Here is a 20,752-nt window from a genome sequence, read left to right as displayed (position 1 = left end):
TACTTTATAGTTAAGTAAAGTAAATCTCAACGTAAAGAAATCCAATTATGTCGTTGTCTTAGAAGAATGTAACTACAATCATTGATACAAATAAGATTGTTAAATAATTTAGGGAATAAACAAACATTTGCACAGACCATTTGATGTCATCTTTCTTACGGAAGCCATAAAATCCTAAAACGATCCATCCGATGTTAAGCAGTGTTGCAATTACCATAAATGTTATCCCTAGTCCACTCATATAAAATGGTAGTGGTAATAAACATACTGTCCAAATCATAATTTGGCGTTTCGTAATTTCAAATCCATGAACTACAGGAAGCATTGGAATTCCTGCATTTCGATATTCATCAACACGTTTCATTGCTAATGCAAGGAAATGTGGGATTTGCCAAATAAACATAATTAAAAATAACATCCAAGCAATTGGATGGCCTAAAGATGGATCGATTGCTGCCCATCCAATTAAAGGTGGAACTGCACCGGATATACTACCTACAACAGTATTTAGTGTATACTTTCTTTTTGTCCATAAACTATATAGAACAACATATGTGAAAGCACCAATAAATCCCATTAAGACTGCCATTGGTGTTGTTAATAATAAAAATACAAAACCAAGAAGTAATATGACTAGTCCAAATGTAAGTGCAAATCCTGGTTTATACTTTCCAGTAACCGTTGGACGTGTCTTTGTTCTTTCCATTAATGGATCGATGTCTCGATCAATGTAGTTGTTTAAACAACATACCCCTGCCATAACTAATCCAGAACCAACGATTGTAAAGAATAACTTATCCAAATTGTCCATTACACTTAATCCATTAAAGTGTAATGCCAACCAAAATCCTGTAAATACAGTAAGTGTATTTGAGTTTACAATCCCCATTTTAACGAGTGCTTTTAAATCTTGTATCCGAGTTGTTTCCGGTACACTTGTAACAGCAGACTCATCATGCAGCTCACTTGTTGCATGGTTCATCACTTTAACCCCCTCTTAAAACTTTCATCTTTCTTTTTGCGCCTATTTCAAATGAAATATTTCGCTTCTATATAGCAATATTATTACAGTAGAAACATTGTTAACCCATTCTACTACTAATCTACGCCCATACTCCAATATATTAAATCATATTTCCCGAACATTTTGTGAAGAAAACATGAACTTTTTGTGTCGAATATAAAAAACTTAATTCTTACTTATCCATATCATAACATGATGTTACCTTCTATAATAAACTTTTTTGTCATATTTAACACGTATTCTCCCCATTTCTTTTCAAAATAGCCTATTTTTCACCTAAAAATTTCCTTGTAAATCTTATTTCCACACCCGTTTTCTCTCCCCTGTCTTCCTCCTCCATTTCTTTGCTATTTTATTATTTTTTATATATCATAGGAACTAGCGCGTTTTATTCTATACATAATGGAATGAAAATATTTCGCAATAACTTCATAGCAGAAAGATGGTGAAAGAGATTGCAACGCTTTATTAAATGGTTAGCAGTCATTACGAGTCTTGATTTATTAATAGTTTTATTAGGAGGCGCCTTAGTTACAAAAACAGGATCTGGCCAAGGATGCGGTAAGTCATGGCCACTTTGTAACGGTGAATTTGTTCCATCTAATTTATCAATGGAAACTATTATAGAACTAAGTCATCGCCTTACATCAGGATCAGCAGGAATTTTTGTTACTCTCCTTTGTATTTTGTCCTGGAAATATTATAAACATGTGCGCGAAACAAAAACGTTAGCAATTTTATCCTTCGTATTTTTAGTTGCACAAGCATTAATGGGAGCCGCAGCGGTTGTTTGGGGACAAATGCCAGCTGTACTTGCTATCCATTTCGGTATCTCCTTAATTTCATTTGCTTCTGTCATTTTATTAACGTGTCTTATCTTTGAAATTGACCAAAAATTTGATGCACGTTCACTTATTATGGACAAAAAAATGAAATTTCATATTTATGGTGTAACAATTTACAGTTATATTGTCGTCTACACAGGGGCTTTAGTACGTCACGAACGAGCTAGCTTAGCCTGTCCAGACTTTCCTTTATGTAGCAAAAACAGACCTATGCCAACTCAACTACATGAATGGGTTCAAATGGGCCATAGAGTTGCAGCGATGTTAATTTTCGCTTGGATACTATACGCGATGATTCTCGCTATCCGCCATTACAAACAGCAACCTGTCGTATACTGGGGATGGATCATCTCATTTATCCTTGTTACACTTCAAGCTATAGTAGGAATTTTAGTCGTATTTACAAATGCTAGTTTATCAATGGCATTATTACATTCCCTATTCATTTCTTGCTTGTTTGCTGTACTATGCTATTTAGTTATGTTAGGTACAAGAAGTAAAGTGAATGCAAAAGAAGCTGCATCAACTTCTAAACAAACAAAATAAATGAAAATACCTTGCCGAATTGGCAAGGTATTTTTTCGTAATAAAAAAGAGCTGTGTTTCCACAACTCTTTTTTATTTTAGTGATCTAATTCAATGAGTAAGTCACCCGTTTGAATTGCATCTCCATCGTTAACATATACTTTTTTCACTTTACCATTGAACGGCGCTTGAACTGTCGTTTCCATTTTCATCGCTTCTGTAATTGCCATAGAATCGCCTTTTTTCACTTCATCGCCTTCTTTTACAACTACTTTAATAACCGTTCCTGGCATTGTTGCGCTAATGTGGTTTGGATTTTCACGGTTTCCTTTCACACGTTGTGCAACTGTTGCTTTCACACTTTCGTCTTTCACAACAATCTCACGTGGTTGACCGTTAAACTCCAAGTAAAGAACACGATTTCCATCTGGCTGAGGCTCTCCGATTGATACTAGTTTAACCATCAATGTTTTACCTTGTTCAATTTCCACATCGATTTCTTCACCAAGTCTCATACCATAGAAGAATGTCGGTGTATCAAGCACAGATACATTCCCATAAATCTCAGCAACTTTTTCGTAATCCATAAATACTTTTGGATATAATGCATATGCCACTACATCAAAAATCGTCACTTCGCGTCCAAGTTTATGGAATAGCTCTTCTTTTAACGCGTCGAAATCTACTGGTTCTAATAATTCACCTGGTCTTACTGTTAATGGTTCTTTCCCTTTTAAAATAATTTCTTGTAACTTTTTCGGGAAACCACCATACGGTTGTCCTAAGTCTCCAGAGAACATTTCAACAACAGATCCTGGGAAATCCATAGAATGTCCACGCTCTAAAACATCTTGTTCTGTTAAGTGATTTTGAACCATGAATAATGCCATATCACCGACAACTTTAGATGATGGCGTTACTTTAACAATATCACCAAACATGTCATTCACACGGCGGTACATTACTTTTACTTCATCGAAACGATCTCCTAAGCCAACCGCTTTCGCTTGTTGTTGTAAATTACTATACTGTCCGCCTGGCATTTCGTGCATATATACCTCTGTATGAGGAGCATTCATACCGCTTTCAAACGGTGCGTAGTATTTACGTACATCTTCCCAATAATGAGATAGTTTTTCTAATGAATCTATATTAACATCTGGCTGTCTTTCGTTTCCGCCTAACGCATAGTATAGCGTGTTCGCACTTGGTTGTGACGTTTGACCAGCCATAGAACTTACTGCTACATCGACGATATCAACACCTGCTTCAATTGCTTTCGTATACGTTAATATCCCATTTCCACTCGTATCGTGTGTGTGCAGGTGAATCGGAATCGATACCGTCTCTTTTAATGCTGAAACTAAATCATATGCTGCGTTTGGTTTTAGTAAGCCCGCCATATCTTTAATACCTAAAATGTGGGCTCCTGATGCTTCTAATTCTTTTGCTAAATTTTTATAGTAATTTAAATCATATTTACTACGCAATGGATCATGAATATCCCCTGTGTAACACATAGTTGCTTCTGCAATTTTACCAGTATCTCGTACAGCATCAATCGCAACTCTCATACCTTCTACCCAGTTTAAGCTATCAAAAATACGGAACACATCAATTCCAGCTTGAGCAGAACACTCCACAAACTTTTGAATTAAATTATCCGGATAGTTTTTGTAACCAACTGCGTTTGAAGAACGAAGTAACATTTGGAATAAAACATTTGGCATTTTTTCACGAAGATCTAGTAATCGTTCCCAAGGATCTTCTTTTAAGAAACGATACGCAACATCAAACGTTGCACCGCCCCACATTTCCGCTGAGAATAAGTTCGGTAACATTCTCGCTGTCGGCTCTGCAATGTGATGTAAATCTTTTGTACGAATACGCGTTGCAAGTAATGACTGATGCGCATCACGGAATGTTGTATCCGTTAAAAGTACACGTTTTTGATCTTGTACCCATTTTACTAATCCGTCTGCTCCACGCTCATCCAAAATTTGTTTCGTTCCATTTTGGATTGACTCTGAGTGTAATACATTCGGTATACGAGCATCTGGGAAAATTGGTTTCTCTTTTTTCCCTACTCCCGGGAAGCCATTTACTGTTACTGTCCCAATGTAATTTAACATTTTCGTTCCGCGGTCTTTACGTTTCGGGAACAAGAATAGTTCAGGTGACGCATCGATAAATGAAGTGTCATATTCCCCTGATAAGAAGTTTTTATGTTTTACTACATTCTCTAGGAATGGAATATTAGTTTTAATACCACGAATACGGAATTCTTTTAAGTTACGTTCCATTTTTGCAGCAGCTTGTTCAAAAGTAAGTGCCCATGTTGTAACTTTTACAAGTAAAGAGTCATAGTACGGTGTAATAACAGCACCTTGGAAACTATTACCTGTATCAAGACGAACCCCGAAGCCACCACCTGATCGATATGCCATAATTTTTCCTGTATCCGGCATGAAATTATTTAGTGGATCCTCAGTCGTTACACGAGATTGTATTGCAAATCCATGTACAACAACTTCCTCTTGCTTTGGAACACCCACCAATTTGCTATGTAACGCATGTCCATCAGCTATTAAAATTTGTGATTGAACGATATCGACTCCTGTAATCATTTCTGTAATTGTATGTTCTACTTGAACACGCGGATTTACTTCAATGAAATAGAAATTATCATCTTTTACAAGAAATTCAACTGTCCCTGCGTTTAAATAATTTACATTTTTTGTTAATTTCACAGCAGCATCACAAATACTCTGACGCAAATCATCTGAAAGCGACACACTAGGTGCAATTTCTACTACTTTTTGATGACGACGTTGTACAGAACAGTCTCGCTCGTATAAATGAACAACATTGCCCTCTTCATCTGCTAAAATTTGAACTTCTATATGTTTAGGTTTTTCAACGAATTTTTCTACGTATACTTCATCATTACCAAAGGCTGCTTTTGCTTCTGACTTCGCTCGATTATACGATTCTCTTAATTCTTCACTATTACGTACAATACGCATACCACGACCGCCACCGCCAAGGGAAGCTTTAATAATAATCGGGTAATCATACTTTTCAGCAAATTCTTTGACTTCTTCTAATGAATCTACTGGCCCATCACTACCAGGAATAACTGGAATTTGTGCTAGCTGCGCTTGTGTTCTTGCTTTTACTTTATCTCCAAACATATCTAAATGCTTACTTTTTGGGCCGATAAAGATAATCCCTTCTTCTTCACAACGTTTTGCGAATTGAATATTTTCTGACAAGAAACCATATCCAGGGTGGATTGCATCTACATGATTACTTTTCGCAATCTCAATAATGCCTTCAATATCTAGATAAGCATCAATTGGCTTTTTTCCTTCCCCAACTAAATAGGATTCATCGGCTTTATAACGATGATAAGAACCACTATCCTCTTTAGAATAGATTGCAACTGTTTTTAATCCCAGTTCCGAACAAGCTCGAAACACACGAATTGCAATCTCTCCACGGTTAGCTACCAATACTTTTTGAATACGTTGCAGCTTTGTCATGATTTTCCCCCTCTACTTTCCTACCACTCTAGAGATAAAATATGTACACACCCTAAAGAGCGTGAAGTTCTTCACTTTCTACATTATATTATACTTAGAAAGCTTCACTTTATTTTTATCCATCATACCTTATTTTTTAACAAATGATAAGTTTTCTGTACAATTTGTTTCACAAAAATAGTATAGCATACCTCTTCCTTTTCTAACAACTTAATTGTATATCACATTAAATTAAATGTGATATATCTTTTGATATCAAAGTCAATTAATACATCACATTTAACTTGTCTTAAAAATAAAAAAACACATCGCGCTCTAAAGCACAATGTGTTTTTATTTTACAACTACAAGACGTGGTCCATCTTGTTCTCTTTCTTTAACTGTCTCGTTCTGTTGTTTCTCTTGTCGTTTTACATGACTAGCAATATTCAATAATAGCCCCATCGCGAGTAGATTAGCTAATAAGGAACTCCCGCCATAACTAACAAACGGTAAAGGAACTCCCGTAAGTGGTATTAATCCGGACATACCACCGACATTAACAAATGTTTGGACTCCAAACAAACTTGCAATTCCGATAGCTATTAAACTTCCAAATGGATCTTTACACTTTTGTGCAACTCTAAATGCCCGAATAATTATAAGCAATAAACAAATCAAAATGATCGCTACACCTATAAAACCAAGTTCTTCTGATATAATTGCCATAATAAAATCTGTTTGCGGCTCTGGTAAGTAACCATACTTTTGTACACTATTTCCTAATCCTCTACCATTTAGCCCTCCCGAAGCAATTCCAATAAACGAATTTATTAATTGAAATCCATCCTTTTGTGGATCGCTAAATGGATCAAGAAAAACGGAAAACCGTGCTTTTTGGTACTGACTTAATTTATAACTCCCAAGGAAATACAACGCCGGAGCCCATACTATAGACGTTAACAAGAATCTCTTTATCCACAAATTAACATTAACTCCTGAACAAAGAAACATAATTCCTACTGTTCCCGCAATTAACATATCGGTACCTAAGTCATTTTGCTTTAAAATTAAAAACATGATTAAACCAACACCCAAAAGTACTGGTCCTGACCCTTTAAAAACAGACGTATTCGTTTCTTGCCTCTTCGCAAAGAAATGAGCCAATACGAGAATAACTGTTATCTTAACAAATTCCGCAGGCTGTATTCCAAATATCCATCCATTTGCACCATTTACTGCTTTAGCAAAAAAGGCAGCTGCTGCTAATAATGCTACACTAATTCCATAACTCCCCAATAAAAAGATTCGTTTTCTCCACACTTTATATGGAATAATAGCAAGAATTATTAATACTATTGTCCCAGCGGCTAAAGTAATCAATTGTCTTTTAAAAAAGAAATTTGCTGGTTTATCAAACCTCGAAATCGCAACAATGGAACTAGAACTATATACCATTATAACTCCCAGCACACATAAGATAACAAGAGGAAGTAATAATGAATAATCCATTGATTTCCATACTCTTTTCATTTCATTTCCTCTCTCTGTTTCAATTTAATTATTGTTGTATTCCATATGTACATTGATTCTTCCTGCTTTATTATACAAATAAAAAGCTCAAACTTTTTCAGTTTGAGCCCCCTTATTTGAACCCGTTATTGTTGTTTGTTTGTAAATGCTTCATGAAGTGCAGATAACTCACGTTCAAGCTCTCCTAACATTGCCTTCCCTTGTTCTTCTGCAATAAGACCAAGGCGAACTGCAAAATCGACTTCGCGGGATAGTCCAAACATTTGTGTGTCTAACACTTCTTCATATAATGGACATTGCGGCATTGTAAGATGGTCCATTTGCACCTTAATAAGTCTTAAAATCTTCTCCGCATCCGCTTGTAGAAGGGCTAGTGCCTTTTCCTGATGATTTGATACTGTCTCAGACGCCAAATTGATTCCCTCCGTTTCCGTCCTACTCTCTCCTATCTATTAATATTAGCGATAGTTTTAATAAATTGCAATAGAAACATTTTTTGTGACAATAGTGCCTAATACTATTATACTGAAAAGTGGGAGTATAACACAAATGGGGGAACAACAATGAGCGAAATTTTATTTATTAATGGAAAAGTTCGTTTTCCAATCACTATCGATCCAACCGTTTGGATCTTTGATGATCGAAAAGTAGATTTGACAACTTACTTTGATGAAACGAGAGAAAACACTTCAGAACTAGAAGCTTACTTAAAAAACACTTCAGAACATTGGGATCGCGAAATCCGTGATGGTGCTGCTTTCCCGCCGATACAACAAAGTGTAAAGAAATATAAAAAAGAACAGCTAATTACTGGAACGTTCGGTATACCATTTCAACCTTTTCTTGCTAACGCCGAAATTTCAGATGATGCTACGCAAGTCGAGATTGAAACAGTAGATGATACAATAACGCTTCCATTAGAAACAGTCAAAAATGCTATTCTTGGTTTTTCGAAAGACGGAAAACCATTAAAAGAAGACGGACCTGTTCATTTATATTACAATGATGGATCTAATAGACAAAATCCAATCCGTAACATCCGTAAATTTACAATTATTTAAAGAAAAGGAGTGAGCTTCAGCTCACTCCTTTTTATAATAAATCTGCTGCTAGTTGAGCTAAATTAGATCGCTCCCCTTTTACAAATTTCACATGACCACTAATACGTTGCTCTTTAAACTTCTCTACAACATATGTTAAACCATTATTATACTCATCCAAATACGGATGATCAATTTGCTGAGGATCTCCCATTAATACGATTTTACTTTTTTCTCCTACCCTTGTTAGTATCGTTTTCACTTCATGCTTCGTTAGATTTTGTGCTTCATCAATTATAATGAACTGATCTGGAATACTTCTCCCGCGTATATACGTAAGAGCTTCTACTTCTATCGAACCCATTCCAGCTAAAATAGCATCTAACTCTCCTGGTTTTTTCGTATTAAATAAATACTCTAGATTATCAAAAATCGGTTGCATCCACGGTCTTAACTTTTCTTCTTTTTCTCCCGGTAAATAACCAATATCTTTCCCAACTGGAACAATTGGCCGTGCAACGAGTAGTTTTTTGTATAACCCTAAATCTTCCGTTTGCATGAGCCCCGAAGCCAAAGCTAGTAATGTCTTTCCTGTACCAGCTTTCCCTGTTAGCGTGACTAATGGAATATCTTCACGAAGCAACAATTCCAATCCCATAATTTGCTGCACATTTCGTGGTCGTATTCCCCATACTTGTTCATTGTGAAAAATAAGTTTCTTTACCTTCTTACCTAAGTGATCCACAATACCAAGTGCTGAACTTGATCCACCTAATGCGTCTTTCATTACTACAAACTGATTTGGATAAAAAGGATGATTTGCAATTTCGGATAAAGGCAATTCGCCTTTTTCATAAAAATAATCCAATTGTTCTTTTGATATATATCCTTCTAAAAATCCTGAGTATATATTATCTACTTCAATGACGCGATCACTTAAATAATCTTCCGCCTTTAAACCTATTGCATCCGCTTTAACCCTTACGAGTACGTCTTTACTTACTAAAATAACAGACTTCCCGTCCTCTTTTTCTTGTTCTTCTAACGATAGATTTTTTGCTACAGCTAAAATTCGATTATCATTTGTTTTTTCTACAAAAATATCTTGTAGTTGGACAAACGAACGATGATTTAATTCAATACGAAATGTACCGCCGTTTTCTAGCGGAATACTTTCATGCAGCTTTCCTATTTCACGAAATTTGTCTATTAACTTAGATACATAACGAGCGTTTCGTCCTACTTCATCCATATAACGTTTTTTCGAATCAACCTCTTCTAATACAACTGCTGGAATCACTACTTCATTGGTTTCAAATGAAAAAATAGATAAAGGATCCTGCAAAAGTACATTCGTATCTAACACATAAATTTTATCCAACCTGTTACCCCCTGACTCCACTTTTAAATTTGTAGAACAAGGGTTTCATCCATACAATATGGACGAACCATTGTTATAATTATATGTACCGTATAAACGAGGTAGAATCGAAATTTATAGCTATTAAACCTTTTATTTATTTTTTATTCATTTCTATTCAATATATTACTTTTAATTATAATTATTAACATAAAATCACAATAACTGATTACAAAAGTTAATACCTGACTTTCTTATTTATCACATTTATAATTCTTTCATTCCTGTTAACACTTGGTTATCGAGCTTTTTTGCTGCACGAAGATCATATGTTTTTTCATATGTTGGTTCAATTGCAAGTTTCGCACCATAAAACATAACATCACGTACTTCTTGCACCTTTACTTCTATTACAGTTAATTTTAGAGGAATGCTTTCCATTCTATCAGTCAAAATTTCACCTGTACCACTTATGGAAAATACGGATTCATTCGCCATTATAGTCAATACCACTCCAGTACTATGTCTTATATTTTCCACAATACGTGAGCGTTGATCTACTGCAAATCGAATACTAGTTTTACTCAATGCATACACCCAAGAAATAGCACTTACGTTAGGAACTTGTTTTTCAAAATCTGTTGTTGCTACCATAACAATACACTCTTTACGCAACGTTTGTACTAAATCATCTGTTAATGTAGGCTCTACTACATTCGCCATATTTCCACCTCCAAATATACTTCATATATCCTTATCATAACCTATTTTTTGAATTGCGAAAATATTATTTTTTCCCACTATTATTCAAAAATATTACACTTCCATGATATACTTATACTGATAGAATTCGTATTGAGGTGACGAAATGAGAGTCAAATGTATGATTTGTGATAAAAAAGATATGTTAGATGATGAAAATCCTATGGCAAAAAAACTGCGTAATCGCCCTATTCATACATATATGTGCATGGAATGTTCGGAACGAATTGCAGAACGTACGATGGAACGTCATGCAAGTGGTAATTTCCGATTATATCGTGATAAAAAAGTCGAAGACGATTGGTAATATATAAATAAGTCCTTTATCATATTGATAAAGGACTTATTTATATTTTTCAGGCTCACGATTCATCTGATCCAAGAAACAATCAATAGCTTCTAATGGAAACCTTGCAAATTTTCTTTCTCCATTTATTTCATATGTAATCAAATACATTTCCTCGTTCTTTTTAACTTCCACATTCCTCAATTTGTGTTCTACATATATCATATTTTGAAATAACAAATACGTTTCTTTTGCAGCACTATCATCCGGACGTGCTTCGGCAACTGTTTTAATTGTTAACCAATTATATAACGCATCTTGTACTGAACGCATAAAACTTCTCCCCTCATCCTGCTTTTTGTTGTCTTGCTTGACGTAATCGCAACCTATAAATCCCAAGTACAATTGCTGCTACAACAAGCCCCTCTCCAACAGGTAAAAAAACTGCAAAGAAAGTTAACACTGTACACCCAATCGCTAACGATATATATATCACTATATTTTTTATTATGGATAATTTTCTTGCAAAACCTAAATTATACACAAGTGCACTTAATATAATAATGGTGCCATACAGTAACCACATCCCTAGTTCTGGATTTTCATCAACTTTACATAATTTCGCAAAAAACGACATTCTTTCTAACATGATTCATCCCCCTTTCTCACACAATACAATTTTATTTATGTACTTAATACAAGAGTAACTCGCAAAAAAAATACTGTCCATAAAAAAGAGTAAATATTCTAAAAATAAACACAAAAAAACAGCTACCTTAAAATTAAGGTAACTGTTTTATTTTTTTACGCTTCTACAGATTTCTTTTTCTTAGCAGCTCTTTCACGTTCGCTCTTATCAAGAATCTTTTTACGTAAACGAATTGATTCTGGAGTTACTTCACAGAACTCGTCATCGTTTAAGTACTCTAATGACTCTTCTAAAGTCATTAAGCGTGGTTTTTTCATTGTTGAAGTTTGATCTTTCGTTGCAGAACGAATGTTAGTTTGTTGTTTCATCTTCACAACGTTAACTGTTAAGTCGTTCTCACGAGTGTGTTCTCCTACGATCATACCAGCATATACTTCTGTACCTGGTTCAACGAAGATTACACCACGGTCTTCAACTTGCATAATACCGTATTGTGATGCTTTTCCTGTTTCAAGTGAAACTAGAACACCTTGGCGACGTCCACCAACTTGTCCAGCGTGTACTGGTTGGTAGCAATCGAATGTATGGTTTAAAATACCGTAACCACGAGTTAATGTTAAGAATTCTGTTGTGTAACCAATTAAACCACGTGCTGGAACCATGAAAGTAAGGCGAACTTGACCGTTTCCGTTATTCACCATATCTAACATTTCACCTTTACGTGCACCCATAGATTCCATAATAGAACCAGTGTATTCTTCAGGTACATCGATTTGTACACGCTCTACAGGCTCACATCTTACGCCATCAACTTCTTTAATGATTACTTCTGGCTTAGATACTTGTAACTCATAACCTTCACGACGCATGTTTTCGATTAAGATAGATAAATGTAGTTCCCCACGTCCAGATACGATCCACGCATCAGGAGAATCTGTATTATCTACACGTAAACTTACATCTGTTTCTAATTGTGAACGAAGACGCTCTTCAATTTTACGAGATGTAATGTATTTACCTTCACGACCTGCAAATGGGCTGTTATTTACAAGGAACGTCATTTGTAGTGTTGGCTCATCAATACGTAATAATGGTAACGCATCTTCATGCTCAACCGGACATACCGTTTCACCAACGTTAATGTCTTCCATACCAGAAACAGCTACTAAATCTCCAGCTTTTGCTTCTTCAATTTCTTGACGTTTTAATCCAATGTAACCAAATAATTTTGTTACGCGGAATTGTTTTACAGTTCCGTCAACCTTCATTAATGCAACTTGTTGTCCAACCTTCATTGTACCGCGGAATACGCGTCCAACCCCGATACGTCCAACATAGTCGTTGTAATCAAGAAGTGCTACTTGGAATTGAAGTGGCTCTTCGCTGTTATCAATTGGTGCTGGAATATGTTCAATAATTGTATCAAATAATGATTTCATATTCTCTTCTTGATTTGCTGGGTTTGAGTCTAAGCTTGCTGTTCCGTTCATTGCTGATGCAAATACAACTGGGAACTCTAATTGATCTTCGTTTGCACCAAGTTCGATGAATAAGTCGATTACTTCATCAACTACTTCATCAGGACGAGCGAAGTCACGGTCAATTTTATTTACAACTACGATTGGAGTTAAGTTTTGCTCAAGAGCTTTCTTTAAAACAAATCGTGTTTGTGGCATACAACCTTCATATGCGTCAACAACAAGTAAAACGCCATCAACCATTTTCATAATACGTTCTACTTCTCCACCGAAGTCAGCGTGACCTGGTGTATCTAAAATGTTAATTCGTTTATCTTCATAGTGAATCGCAGTATTCTTCGCTAAAATTGTAATACCGCGTTCTCTTTCTAGATCATTTGAATCCATTGCGCGTTCTTCAACGTGTTCGTTCGCACGGAAAGTCCCCGCTTGACGTAATAACTGGTCAACAAGTGTTGTTTTACCATGGTCAACGTGGGCAATAATTGCTATATTACGTAAATCTTGTCGTTTTTTCAACATGTCCAACTCCTAATGTCTTTTTAATCCTTCTCTATTATAAGAGCGAAGGGGATACAATAGCAATTAAAATAAAATCAAGAATGAAAATATAGTTGTATTCTTACTTTTGTGAAAGTAAAATGAGATTGGAGGGTGAAGAAATGGAACACATTCAATATCGCTTTTTATTAACCGCAATTATCGGTGTTATTTTCTTAATTGGTATCGGCATTATGATTGCTGAAAATAGTCCAATTGGTATTATTATTTGCATTATCGGCACATTTGTTACAGTTGGATACGGTTTTGTAACAAAAAGAAAAATGCGTAAATCGCAATAACGTCAAAAAGTAAGAAGCCTGTATACAGCCTCTTACTTTTTTTGTTACTTCAATATAAACGATAACACTTCTTCATACACCCCTGGCTTCGCAACTAACACGCTACTCTTCTCTACGATAGAAAGTGGCGTTCCGAAGAATGTTGTTACCTTGCCTCCAACTTCCTCTACAATTATCTGTCCCCCACCAAAGTCCCATGGTGATAATCTAGGGGTTACATATGCATCAATTCTTCCGGTTGCAACGTATACCATCTCTAATGCTGCACAGCCATATGATCTCGTGCCTCTTGCTTTCTTAACAAGTGCCATCATACTTTCCATATTAAGCAATGGATTGTCGGTAAGCCATATCGCATTTAAAGCTACAACACCTTGCTCTACAGTACCTTTTTGTAATAAAGGTATTGGTACTTCATTACAAAATGCTCCAGCCCCTTTTAACGCATGATATAATTCATCATGAACTGGATCATAAATAAGTCCAATCTTTCCGATACCGTTCTCATAAATCCCAATTGAAATTGCAAAATTTCTTTTTTGGTGAACAAAGTTCATCGTGCCGTCAATTGGATCAATTAACCAAACAACCCCGTCAGAAGAAGTTACCTCGTCTCCATAGCCCTCTTCACCTAAAATATGATGATGTGGGAATGTTTCTTTAATTTTCCCAATTAAAAACTGTTCTATTTCTCGATCCATATTTGTAACTAAGTCAGCTGCATTTGATTTTGTTTCTATAATAAGTGCTTTTTTCATTGATGCCATTAAATGCTCTCCTGCATCCCGAATCCACCGTTTGGCGCGTGCATCGATGTCTTTCCATACTTCTTGCATGTTTAAACACTCCGATCTATTACTGTTCACAGAAAAAACGAACCCTTTATAAGGTTCGCACCAACTAATTTTTTATACATATACTATTATTACGCTTCTAAACGAATCATTTCAAGTCTTAACACTTCTAACTTTTGTACACACTCTTCTTTTTTCTGTTTATCATCTTCCATCATCGCATCATATAAAGTTGCTAATTCATAATCTAGCTCCAAACGTAGCACCGGTATTCTCTTTTCAGCATCTGTTCTCTTTAACGCATTAATCACCTGTCTCATATTATTTGCCTCCTCCCAATATTCGTCTGCCCTCGGACTAGAATTAATTCAATTTTCTGATTTTTTGTTTTATACTATACTATGTTGGATAAATCATCTATGCAACAAAATTATATTTTTTTATTTAAATTTTTTTGTGCTGTTTTTTTTATGAATAGTACAAGCTATGCTAAAATAAAAGCAAAATAGGAGTTGGAGGAACAATCATGACACTACAAACATTCAAATCAACTGATTTTGAGGTCTTTACAGTTGATGGTCTCGAAGAACGAATGAGTGCAATTAAAACGAACATTCATCCTAAGCTAGAAGCTTTAGGGGAACAGTTTGCAGCGTATTTATCCAAACAAACTGATGAGAACTTTTTTTATCATGTAGCAAAACACGCACGTCGCAAAGTCAATCCACCAAACGATACTTGGGTTGCTTTTTCAACAAATAAACGCGGATATAAAATGCTACCACATTTCCAAATTGGATTATGGGGTACTCATGCCTTCATATACTTTGGTTTAATCTATGAGTGTCCACAAAAAGTGGAGACGGCTCACGCCTTCTTAGAACATATAAATGATTTAAAAACAAATATTCCAAATGACTTCGTTTGGTCCATTGACCATACTAAACCAAGTGTAAAATTACATAAAACACTTGAAACAAATGATTTACAAAAGATGATTGAACGTCTAGCTACTGTGAAAAAAGCAGAATTATTAGTTGGTATTCATATATCACCAGAGGAGTTTTCAGCAATGACCAACGAACAATTCCTTGCTAAGATTGAATCTACGATGCAATCACTCCTTCCTTTATATGCACTTTGTAATCGATAGTAGAAAACGGACAATTTATATTGTCCGTTTTTAGTTGTTATCACATTATATCACTTCAGTTTTTATTTTTCAAAATATTTTTTACATTTTCACAAGCTTTTCTTCTTCAATTTCTTTAGCCCTCTGAATCGCACGGTATATAGAATATCCACTTACTTCTTGAAACTCTTTATCAATTTTCTTTTCTTCTGCTTTCGATGGAACAATCTCTTTAAAACGACGATATAAACCCATTAATTCTTCTCTTATAATTCCTTTTTCATATGCTTTCTCAATCGCTTCATAAAACTTCACAATTGTAACCATTTCCTCATTTGACCAATCATAATCTAACGGATATTGATATTCCATTTCACACCTCATTTATCTTTTCTTCTCATTTCAATACGCTATCTTAAAGTGATATTTTCCACTTCACTATAGCCCCTTTGCATTATACACTATTTATTCATTTTAATGGAATTGCCTTCCACTAGAAGTTAGTAGGAAGCAACTATTTAACATACTCACCGTAAAAATATTTTTTGCTATACATCTATAATTATTGGTGATATAATGCTTTTGTTTTATAGAAAATAAAGTGAAGCTCCCATCTCAAAAAAGCTTTTGTGAATGGCAGAAAAACAAGTCTCATTCTAAAAAAGAACTTAACTTTTTTTAGAACAAGATTATATAAAACAAACTCTAATAAATATAAAAAAAAGAAGGGGTGTATAGATTGTCCCAATACGAAACACCATTGTTTACCGCTTTAGTTGAGCACAGTAAGCGAAATCCAATTCAATTCCATATTCCAGGTCATAAAAAAGGACAGGGCATGGATCCTGAATTTCGCGAATTTATTGGGCATAATGCATTAGCAATTGATTTAATTAATATTGCGCCGCTCGATGATTTACATCATCCAAAAGGTATGATTAAAGAAGCGCAGGATTTAGCAGCCGCTGCATTTGGTGCGGATCATACTTTCTTTTCTATTCAAGGTACAAGTGGCGCAATTATGACAATGGTGATGAGCGTTTGCGGTCCTGGTGACAAAATACTAGTACCACGAAACGTGCATAAATCAGTAATGTCAGCTATTATTTTCTCAGGTGCAAAACCTATTTTCATGCATCCTGAAATTGATCCAAAACTTGGTATTTCACATGGAATCACAATTCAATCTGTCAAAAAGGCACTTGAAGAGCACTCAGATGCGAAAGGCTTACTTGTTATTAACCCAACATACTTTGGCTTTGCTGCGGACTTAGAACAGATTGTACAATTAGCACATTCTTACGATATCCCTGTACTCGTTGATGAGGCTCATGGTGTTCATATTCATTTTCACGATGAACTGCCGATGTCAGCGATGCAAGCCGGTGCAGATATGGCAGCAACAAGTGTTCACAAATTAGGTGGATCTTTAACGCAAAGTTCTATTCTTAATGTAAAAGAAGGCCTTGTGAACGTAAAACATGTTCAATCTATTATTAGCATGCTTACGACTACATCAACGTCTTACATCTTGTTAGCTTCCCTAGATGTTGCTAGAAAACGTCTTGCTACAGAAGGAACGGTACTCATAGAACAAACAATACAATTAGCGGAACAAGTTCGTGATGCTATAAATGATATTGAACATCTTTACTGTCCAGGGAAAGAAATGCTAGGTACGGATGCTACTTTTAACTATGATCCTACAAAGATAATTGTATCTGTAAAAGATTTAGGTATTACAGGTCATCAGGCTGAAGTATGGCTTAGAGAGCAATATAACATTGAAGTAGAGCTCTCAGATTTATACAACATACTATGTCTTGTCACTTTTGGGGATACAGAAAGTGAGACAAATACACTTATTGCAGCATTACAAGATTTAGCAGCAACGTTTAAAAATAAAGCTGATAAAGGTGTTCGAATACAAGTAGAAATTCCAGAAATACCTGTGTTAGCACTTTCTCCTCGAGATGCTTTTTATTCGGAAACAGAAGTCATCCCATTTGAAAATGCAGCAGGTCGTATTATAGCTGATTTCGTTATGGTTTATCCGCCAGGGATTCCAATCTTTACTCCGGGGGAAATTATTACACAAGATAACTTAGAGTATATTCGTAAAAACTTAGAAGCAGGTTTACCTGTACAAGGTCCTGAAGATATGACATTACAAACATTACGTGTGATTAAAGAGTACAAGCCTATCAGTTGATAGGCTTTTCTTTCACTCTTTTTGTCTTTTCTCATACGATATTATGTAATGTAACGTATAGGTGGGGATACTATTATGATTGTAATAGGCCGTTCTATTGTACATCCTTATATCACAAATGAATATGAGCCATTTGCAGCTGAGAAACAACAAATTTTATCTATAATGGCAGGAAATCAAGAAACCTATTCCTTCCGAACATCTGATGAACTCAGCTTTGATCTAAATTTGCGCGTTAATATTATTACTTCTGCATTAGAACTTTTTCAAAGTGGTTTTCAGTTTCGCACATTTCAACAATCTTTTTGCAACCCTCAGTATTGGAAAAGAACTTCTCTTGGAGGATTCCAGCTCCTTCCAAACATACCCCCTTCCATTGCCATACAAGATATTTTCAAAAACGGAAAACTATATGGAACTGAATGTGCCACCGCTATGATCATTATTTTTTACAAAGCTTTACTAGCATTGTATGAGGAAGAAACCTTCAACCGTCTCTTTGCAAACCTTTTACTTTATACGTGGGACTACGATCAAGATTTAAAACTCATAACAAAGACGGGTGGCGATCTTGTCCCGGGTGATCTCGTTTACTTTAAAAATCCACAAGTGAATCCAGCTACAATCGAGTGGCAAGGAGAAAATACAATCTATCTAGGAAATTTCTTTTTTTATGGGCATGGCGTAGGTGTAAAAACAAAAGAAGAAATTATATATGCGTTAAATGAGCGACGAGTCCCTTACGCTTTTATTTCCGCTTTCTTAACCGATACTATTACCCGTATTGATAGCCGTCTCATGAGCTACCACGCTTCTCCTAGCACACCACAGACATCCATAGGATTTATTCCGATTAGAGATGATGCAATTGTTGCAACAGTTGGCAGCACAACTACAGTTTATTAAAAAAAGCACCTACATATGTAGGTGCTTTTTTTATTTAAGCTTTTGAATGTTCTTTATGGTCACAGTCGCAATGAGATCCACATTTCCCGTATAGTACTGTTGATTTTTCATCTTCAAAATGTCCGATTGTTCCTTCACATACTTGGCATACGATTGTTCCCATTTTTCATTTCCCCCTGAGTTTTAATAGTAATCTATTTATTTATCATTAAGCTTTCGCATTATCTCTACTAGCACAGTCACAATTTGTTCCGCATTTTCCGTAAAGCACTGTCGTTTTTTCATCTTCAAAATGCCCGATTGTTCCTTCACATACTTGGCATACGATTGTTCCCATTTTTCATTTCCCCCTAAGTTTATGGTCCTAAAAACTTTCAGTTGTCCATTTCCTATCAATTATTGGGCTTTTGTATGCTCTGTGTGATCACATCCGCAAGATCCACATTTCCCGTAAAGTACCGTTACTTTCTCATCCTCGAAGTGTGCAATTGTACCTTCACAATCTTGACATACGATTGTTCCCATTTTTCATTTCCCCCTAAGTTTATAATCCCAAAAACTTTTTGTAACCGCTTAACTTTCTGTCTTTATTTTAATATGTTATACTTTTTACGTCAATAGGTTTTTAGTATAACACATTAAATATTTTAATTTTAAATTAGTATGCGATATTCAAATAAAAAAACAGCCATATTTATACGTACGACTGTTTTACATTATTTATTCTTCGTATTCCGCATGCAAAGATGTAGATGGAACTAGAAATGAGAAGAACTGAGCTAACTCAGCTGCTTCCTCTTCTGAACCTAATTTGAACACTTCCTGCAAATATTGAACATTCTCTACATCATCTCGTCCAAGTAAAGTAGACCTTCCTGTTTGCATGCAAACAATAAGTGGCTTTCCAAAAAACATATTTGTATAAATAACACCAAAATCATAACGAGTATCATGTGTCATAAACCCCAAAAATCGTACCTTCACACTTTCATGCTCATCATACAATTTTTCAAACATCGGTTTCCACCTTTCTACATCACCTTTCATTAGTATATTAAACAAAAAAAGGAATACTCCTTTTAATTGTCAAAAAATTCAGTAGGATGTAGAATGGTAGTATTCTACTAAGTTAGGGGGAACTTATATGCAACATGCCTTTATTACGCTTGTACCTAAATCCAATCAACAATCTGTTTCAATAGATGATATAAAACAACTTTTTCATTATTATAAAACAGTTACTTCCAAAACTGGTGTTCAAATTAATTACGCTTATACAAATACCGCTTTTCCGTATGAAATTTTAGATACATCAGCAACAACATTCAAACTACAATCTACTCACGATCGATATGACTCCATTTATGTTGGTGTCGGTATAGAAAAGGAACAATCTTATATTCAGGTTTCTTTACCACCTAATGCAACATTTGGTGATAAAGGAAAAGCAAATGAATTTTGCCGTTTTCTAGCGAAGAAATTAGAAGGAGAGTTACAATTATTTAATGGAAGAACAATGTATTTCTATAAACGTTAATTTAAAAAATAGAAAATATAATTAAGAAAAGTATGCAATTTGAACACGTAAGGAATAATGCTTGCTTTCTAATTTGCAATACAAAATATGCGATCACATATGCTAAATAAAGAAATACAAAGAATAGAATGACTTTGTAATGCAACTTATCACCATTTGACAATGATAATACAACGGAAAAACCACTCCATAATAAAAAATGATAAAATATAACATGTAATATTCTCATGGAACCTTCTCCTTTGACATGCTCTATTTTATTAATATATGGGATTAAGTTTGAATCAATTACATATTATACGA

General features: G+C 35.1%; 25 protein-coding genes. 8 read left to right on the top strand and 17 right to left on the bottom strand.

Going from position 1 to position 20,752, the window contains the following annotated elements; translation table 11 throughout:
• Positions 1-58: 58 nt before the first annotated feature.
• Complete coding sequence (gene ctaB / locus AC2CGR_RS18345; RefSeq protein WP_001015054.1) at positions 59-982, bottom strand: protoheme IX farnesyltransferase; 924 nt, start codon at positions 980-982, stop codon at positions 59-61.
• 497 nt (positions 983-1,479) lie between these two features.
• On the opposite strand from ctaB, the gene ctaA reads away from it, so the two are divergent.
• Positions 1,480-2,415: a heme A synthase gene (ctaA, locus tag AC2CGR_RS18340; protein ID WP_484481045.1), complete on the top strand. Its 936-nt coding sequence runs from the start codon at positions 1,480-1,482 to the stop codon at positions 2,413-2,415.
• A gap of 77 nt (positions 2,416-2,492) precedes the next feature.
• Here the strand turns inward: ctaA and pyc are convergent, their stop codons facing one another.
• The 3 genes from pyc to AC2CGR_RS18325 form a co-directional block, all read right to left on the bottom strand.
• Positions 2,493-5,939 carry a pyruvate carboxylase gene (gene pyc / locus AC2CGR_RS18335; RefSeq protein ID WP_270184838.1) on the bottom strand — a complete coding sequence of 1,149 codons (3,447 nt, stop codon included), beginning with the start codon at positions 5,937-5,939 and terminating at the stop codon, positions 2,493-2,495.
• Between the two features lie 333 nt (positions 5,940-6,272).
• A complete protein-coding gene (locus AC2CGR_RS18330) occupies positions 6,273-7,451 on the bottom strand; it encodes an FtsW/RodA/SpoVE family cell cycle protein (protein WP_087966250.1) in 1,179 nt (392 codons plus the stop codon).
• Between the two features lie 125 nt (positions 7,452-7,576).
• Positions 7,577-7,864 (bottom strand): Fpa/YlaN family protein, encoded by a 288-nt coding sequence (locus tag AC2CGR_RS18325; RefSeq protein WP_000135695.1) that lies wholly within the window; start codon positions 7,862-7,864, stop codon positions 7,577-7,579.
• 150 nt (positions 7,865-8,014) lie between these two features.
• Here AC2CGR_RS18325 and AC2CGR_RS18320 point away from each other — a divergent pair, with 150 nt between their 5' ends.
• Entirely contained in the window at positions 8,015-8,512 is a 498-nt protein-coding gene (locus AC2CGR_RS18320) for a molybdopterin-binding protein (protein WP_087966248.1), read from the top strand.
• A gap of 31 nt (positions 8,513-8,543) precedes the next feature.
• Here AC2CGR_RS18320 and AC2CGR_RS18315 read toward each other — a convergent pair whose 3' ends face one another.
• Positions 8,544-9,872, bottom strand: a complete 1,329-nt coding sequence (locus tag AC2CGR_RS18315) for a PhoH family protein (RefSeq protein ID WP_000358079.1) — start codon at positions 9,870-9,872, stop codon at positions 8,544-8,546.
• A gap of 246 nt (positions 9,873-10,118) precedes the next feature.
• A complete protein-coding gene (locus AC2CGR_RS18310) occupies positions 10,119-10,574 on the bottom strand; it encodes a pyridoxamine 5'-phosphate oxidase family protein (protein WP_270184837.1) in 456 nt (151 codons plus the stop codon).
• Positions 10,575-10,719: 145 nt separating this feature from the next.
• On the opposite strand from AC2CGR_RS18310, the gene AC2CGR_RS18305 reads away from it, so the two are divergent.
• Complete coding sequence (locus tag AC2CGR_RS18305) at positions 10,720-10,920, top strand: YlaI family protein (RefSeq protein ID WP_001995040.1); 201 nt, start codon at positions 10,720-10,722, stop codon at positions 10,918-10,920.
• 36 nt (positions 10,921-10,956) lie between these two features.
• Here the strand turns inward: AC2CGR_RS18305 and AC2CGR_RS18300 are convergent, their stop codons facing one another.
• The 3 genes from AC2CGR_RS18300 to typA form a co-directional block, all read right to left on the bottom strand.
• Positions 10,957-11,232, bottom strand: coding sequence for a hypothetical protein (locus AC2CGR_RS18300; RefSeq protein WP_484481044.1), 276 nt, complete (start codon positions 11,230-11,232; stop codon positions 10,957-10,959).
• A gap of 13 nt (positions 11,233-11,245) precedes the next feature.
• Positions 11,246-11,548 carry a YlaH-like family protein gene (locus AC2CGR_RS18295; protein WP_000893660.1) on the bottom strand — a complete coding sequence of 101 codons (303 nt, stop codon included), beginning with the start codon at positions 11,546-11,548 and terminating at the stop codon, positions 11,246-11,248.
• Between the two features lie 155 nt (positions 11,549-11,703).
• A complete protein-coding gene (gene typA / locus AC2CGR_RS18290) occupies positions 11,704-13,548 on the bottom strand; it encodes a translational GTPase TypA (protein ID WP_029438050.1) in 1,845 nt (614 codons plus the stop codon).
• A 140-nt stretch (positions 13,549-13,688) separates the two neighbouring features.
• On the opposite strand from typA, the gene AC2CGR_RS18285 reads away from it, so the two are divergent.
• Entirely contained in the window at positions 13,689-13,868 is a 180-nt protein-coding gene (locus AC2CGR_RS18285; protein ID WP_000400127.1) for a DUF5325 family protein, read from the top strand.
• A 44-nt stretch (positions 13,869-13,912) separates the two neighbouring features.
• On the opposite strand, the gene AC2CGR_RS18280 is transcribed toward AC2CGR_RS18285, so the two are convergent.
• Both AC2CGR_RS18280 and AC2CGR_RS18275 read right to left on the bottom strand, forming a co-directional pair.
• Entirely contained in the window at positions 13,913-14,704 is a 792-nt protein-coding gene (locus AC2CGR_RS18280; protein WP_087966244.1) for an inositol monophosphatase family protein, read from the bottom strand.
• Positions 14,705-14,793: 89 nt separating this feature from the next.
• Positions 14,794-14,982, bottom strand: coding sequence for a hypothetical protein (locus AC2CGR_RS18275; protein ID WP_001250164.1), 189 nt, complete (start codon positions 14,980-14,982; stop codon positions 14,794-14,796).
• A 206-nt stretch (positions 14,983-15,188) separates the two neighbouring features.
• On the opposite strand from AC2CGR_RS18275, the gene AC2CGR_RS18270 reads away from it, so the two are divergent.
• The gene (locus AC2CGR_RS18270) at positions 15,189-15,815 is read left to right on the top strand and encodes a YktB family protein (RefSeq protein ID WP_000175082.1); all 627 of its coding nucleotides are present in this window, start codon (positions 15,189-15,191) and stop codon (positions 15,813-15,815) included.
• 81 nt (positions 15,816-15,896) lie between these two features.
• Here the strand turns inward: AC2CGR_RS18270 and AC2CGR_RS18265 are convergent, their stop codons facing one another.
• Complete coding sequence (locus AC2CGR_RS18265; protein ID WP_029438052.1) at positions 15,897-16,166, bottom strand: UPF0223 family protein; 270 nt, start codon at positions 16,164-16,166, stop codon at positions 15,897-15,899.
• 367 nt (positions 16,167-16,533) lie between these two features.
• Between AC2CGR_RS18265 and speA the strand changes: the two genes are divergently transcribed.
• Complete coding sequence (speA, locus tag AC2CGR_RS18260; protein ID WP_205687609.1) at positions 16,534-18,006, top strand: arginine decarboxylase; 1,473 nt, start codon at positions 16,534-16,536, stop codon at positions 18,004-18,006.
• A 75-nt stretch (positions 18,007-18,081) separates the two neighbouring features.
• Positions 18,082-18,912 (top strand): protein-glutamine gamma-glutamyltransferase, encoded by an 831-nt coding sequence (locus AC2CGR_RS18255; protein WP_087966241.1) that lies wholly within the window; start codon positions 18,082-18,084, stop codon positions 18,910-18,912.
• Between the two features lie 34 nt (positions 18,913-18,946).
• Here the strand turns inward: AC2CGR_RS18255 and AC2CGR_RS18250 are convergent, their stop codons facing one another.
• The 4 genes from AC2CGR_RS18250 to AC2CGR_RS18235 all read right to left on the bottom strand — a co-directional run bounded on the left by AC2CGR_RS18250 (position 18,947) and on the right by AC2CGR_RS18235 (position 19,929).
• Complete coding sequence (locus AC2CGR_RS18250) at positions 18,947-19,075, bottom strand: GapA-binding peptide SR1P (protein ID WP_000536793.1); 129 nt, start codon at positions 19,073-19,075, stop codon at positions 18,947-18,949.
• Between the two features lie 45 nt (positions 19,076-19,120).
• Positions 19,121-19,249, bottom strand: a complete 129-nt coding sequence (locus AC2CGR_RS18245) for a GapA-binding peptide SR1P (RefSeq protein WP_000536805.1) — start codon at positions 19,247-19,249, stop codon at positions 19,121-19,123.
• Positions 19,250-19,308: 59 nt separating this feature from the next.
• Positions 19,309-19,437 (bottom strand): GapA-binding peptide SR1P, encoded by a 129-nt coding sequence (locus AC2CGR_RS18240; protein WP_000536778.1) that lies wholly within the window; start codon positions 19,435-19,437, stop codon positions 19,309-19,311.
• A gap of 195 nt (positions 19,438-19,632) precedes the next feature.
• Positions 19,633-19,929, bottom strand: a complete 297-nt coding sequence (locus tag AC2CGR_RS18235) for a DUF3055 domain-containing protein (RefSeq protein ID WP_000462040.1) — start codon at positions 19,927-19,929, stop codon at positions 19,633-19,635.
• Between the two features lie 127 nt (positions 19,930-20,056).
• On the opposite strand from AC2CGR_RS18235, the gene AC2CGR_RS18230 reads away from it, so the two are divergent.
• Positions 20,057-20,449 (top strand): DUF1885 family protein, encoded by a 393-nt coding sequence (locus AC2CGR_RS18230; RefSeq protein ID WP_001163308.1) that lies wholly within the window; start codon positions 20,057-20,059, stop codon positions 20,447-20,449.
• Position 20,450: 1 nt separating this feature from the next.
• On the opposite strand, the gene AC2CGR_RS18225 is transcribed toward AC2CGR_RS18230, so the two are convergent.
• Positions 20,451-20,678, bottom strand: coding sequence for a hypothetical protein (locus AC2CGR_RS18225; RefSeq protein WP_001221351.1), 228 nt, complete (start codon positions 20,676-20,678; stop codon positions 20,451-20,453).
• Between the last annotated feature and the right edge of the window lie 74 nt (positions 20,679-20,752).

This window comes from Bacillus sp. LSHTCR4, assembly GCF_057197025.1.
The sequence above is the reverse complement of the archived record's forward strand: the minus strand, read 5'-3'. Positions and strand labels throughout refer to the sequence as shown.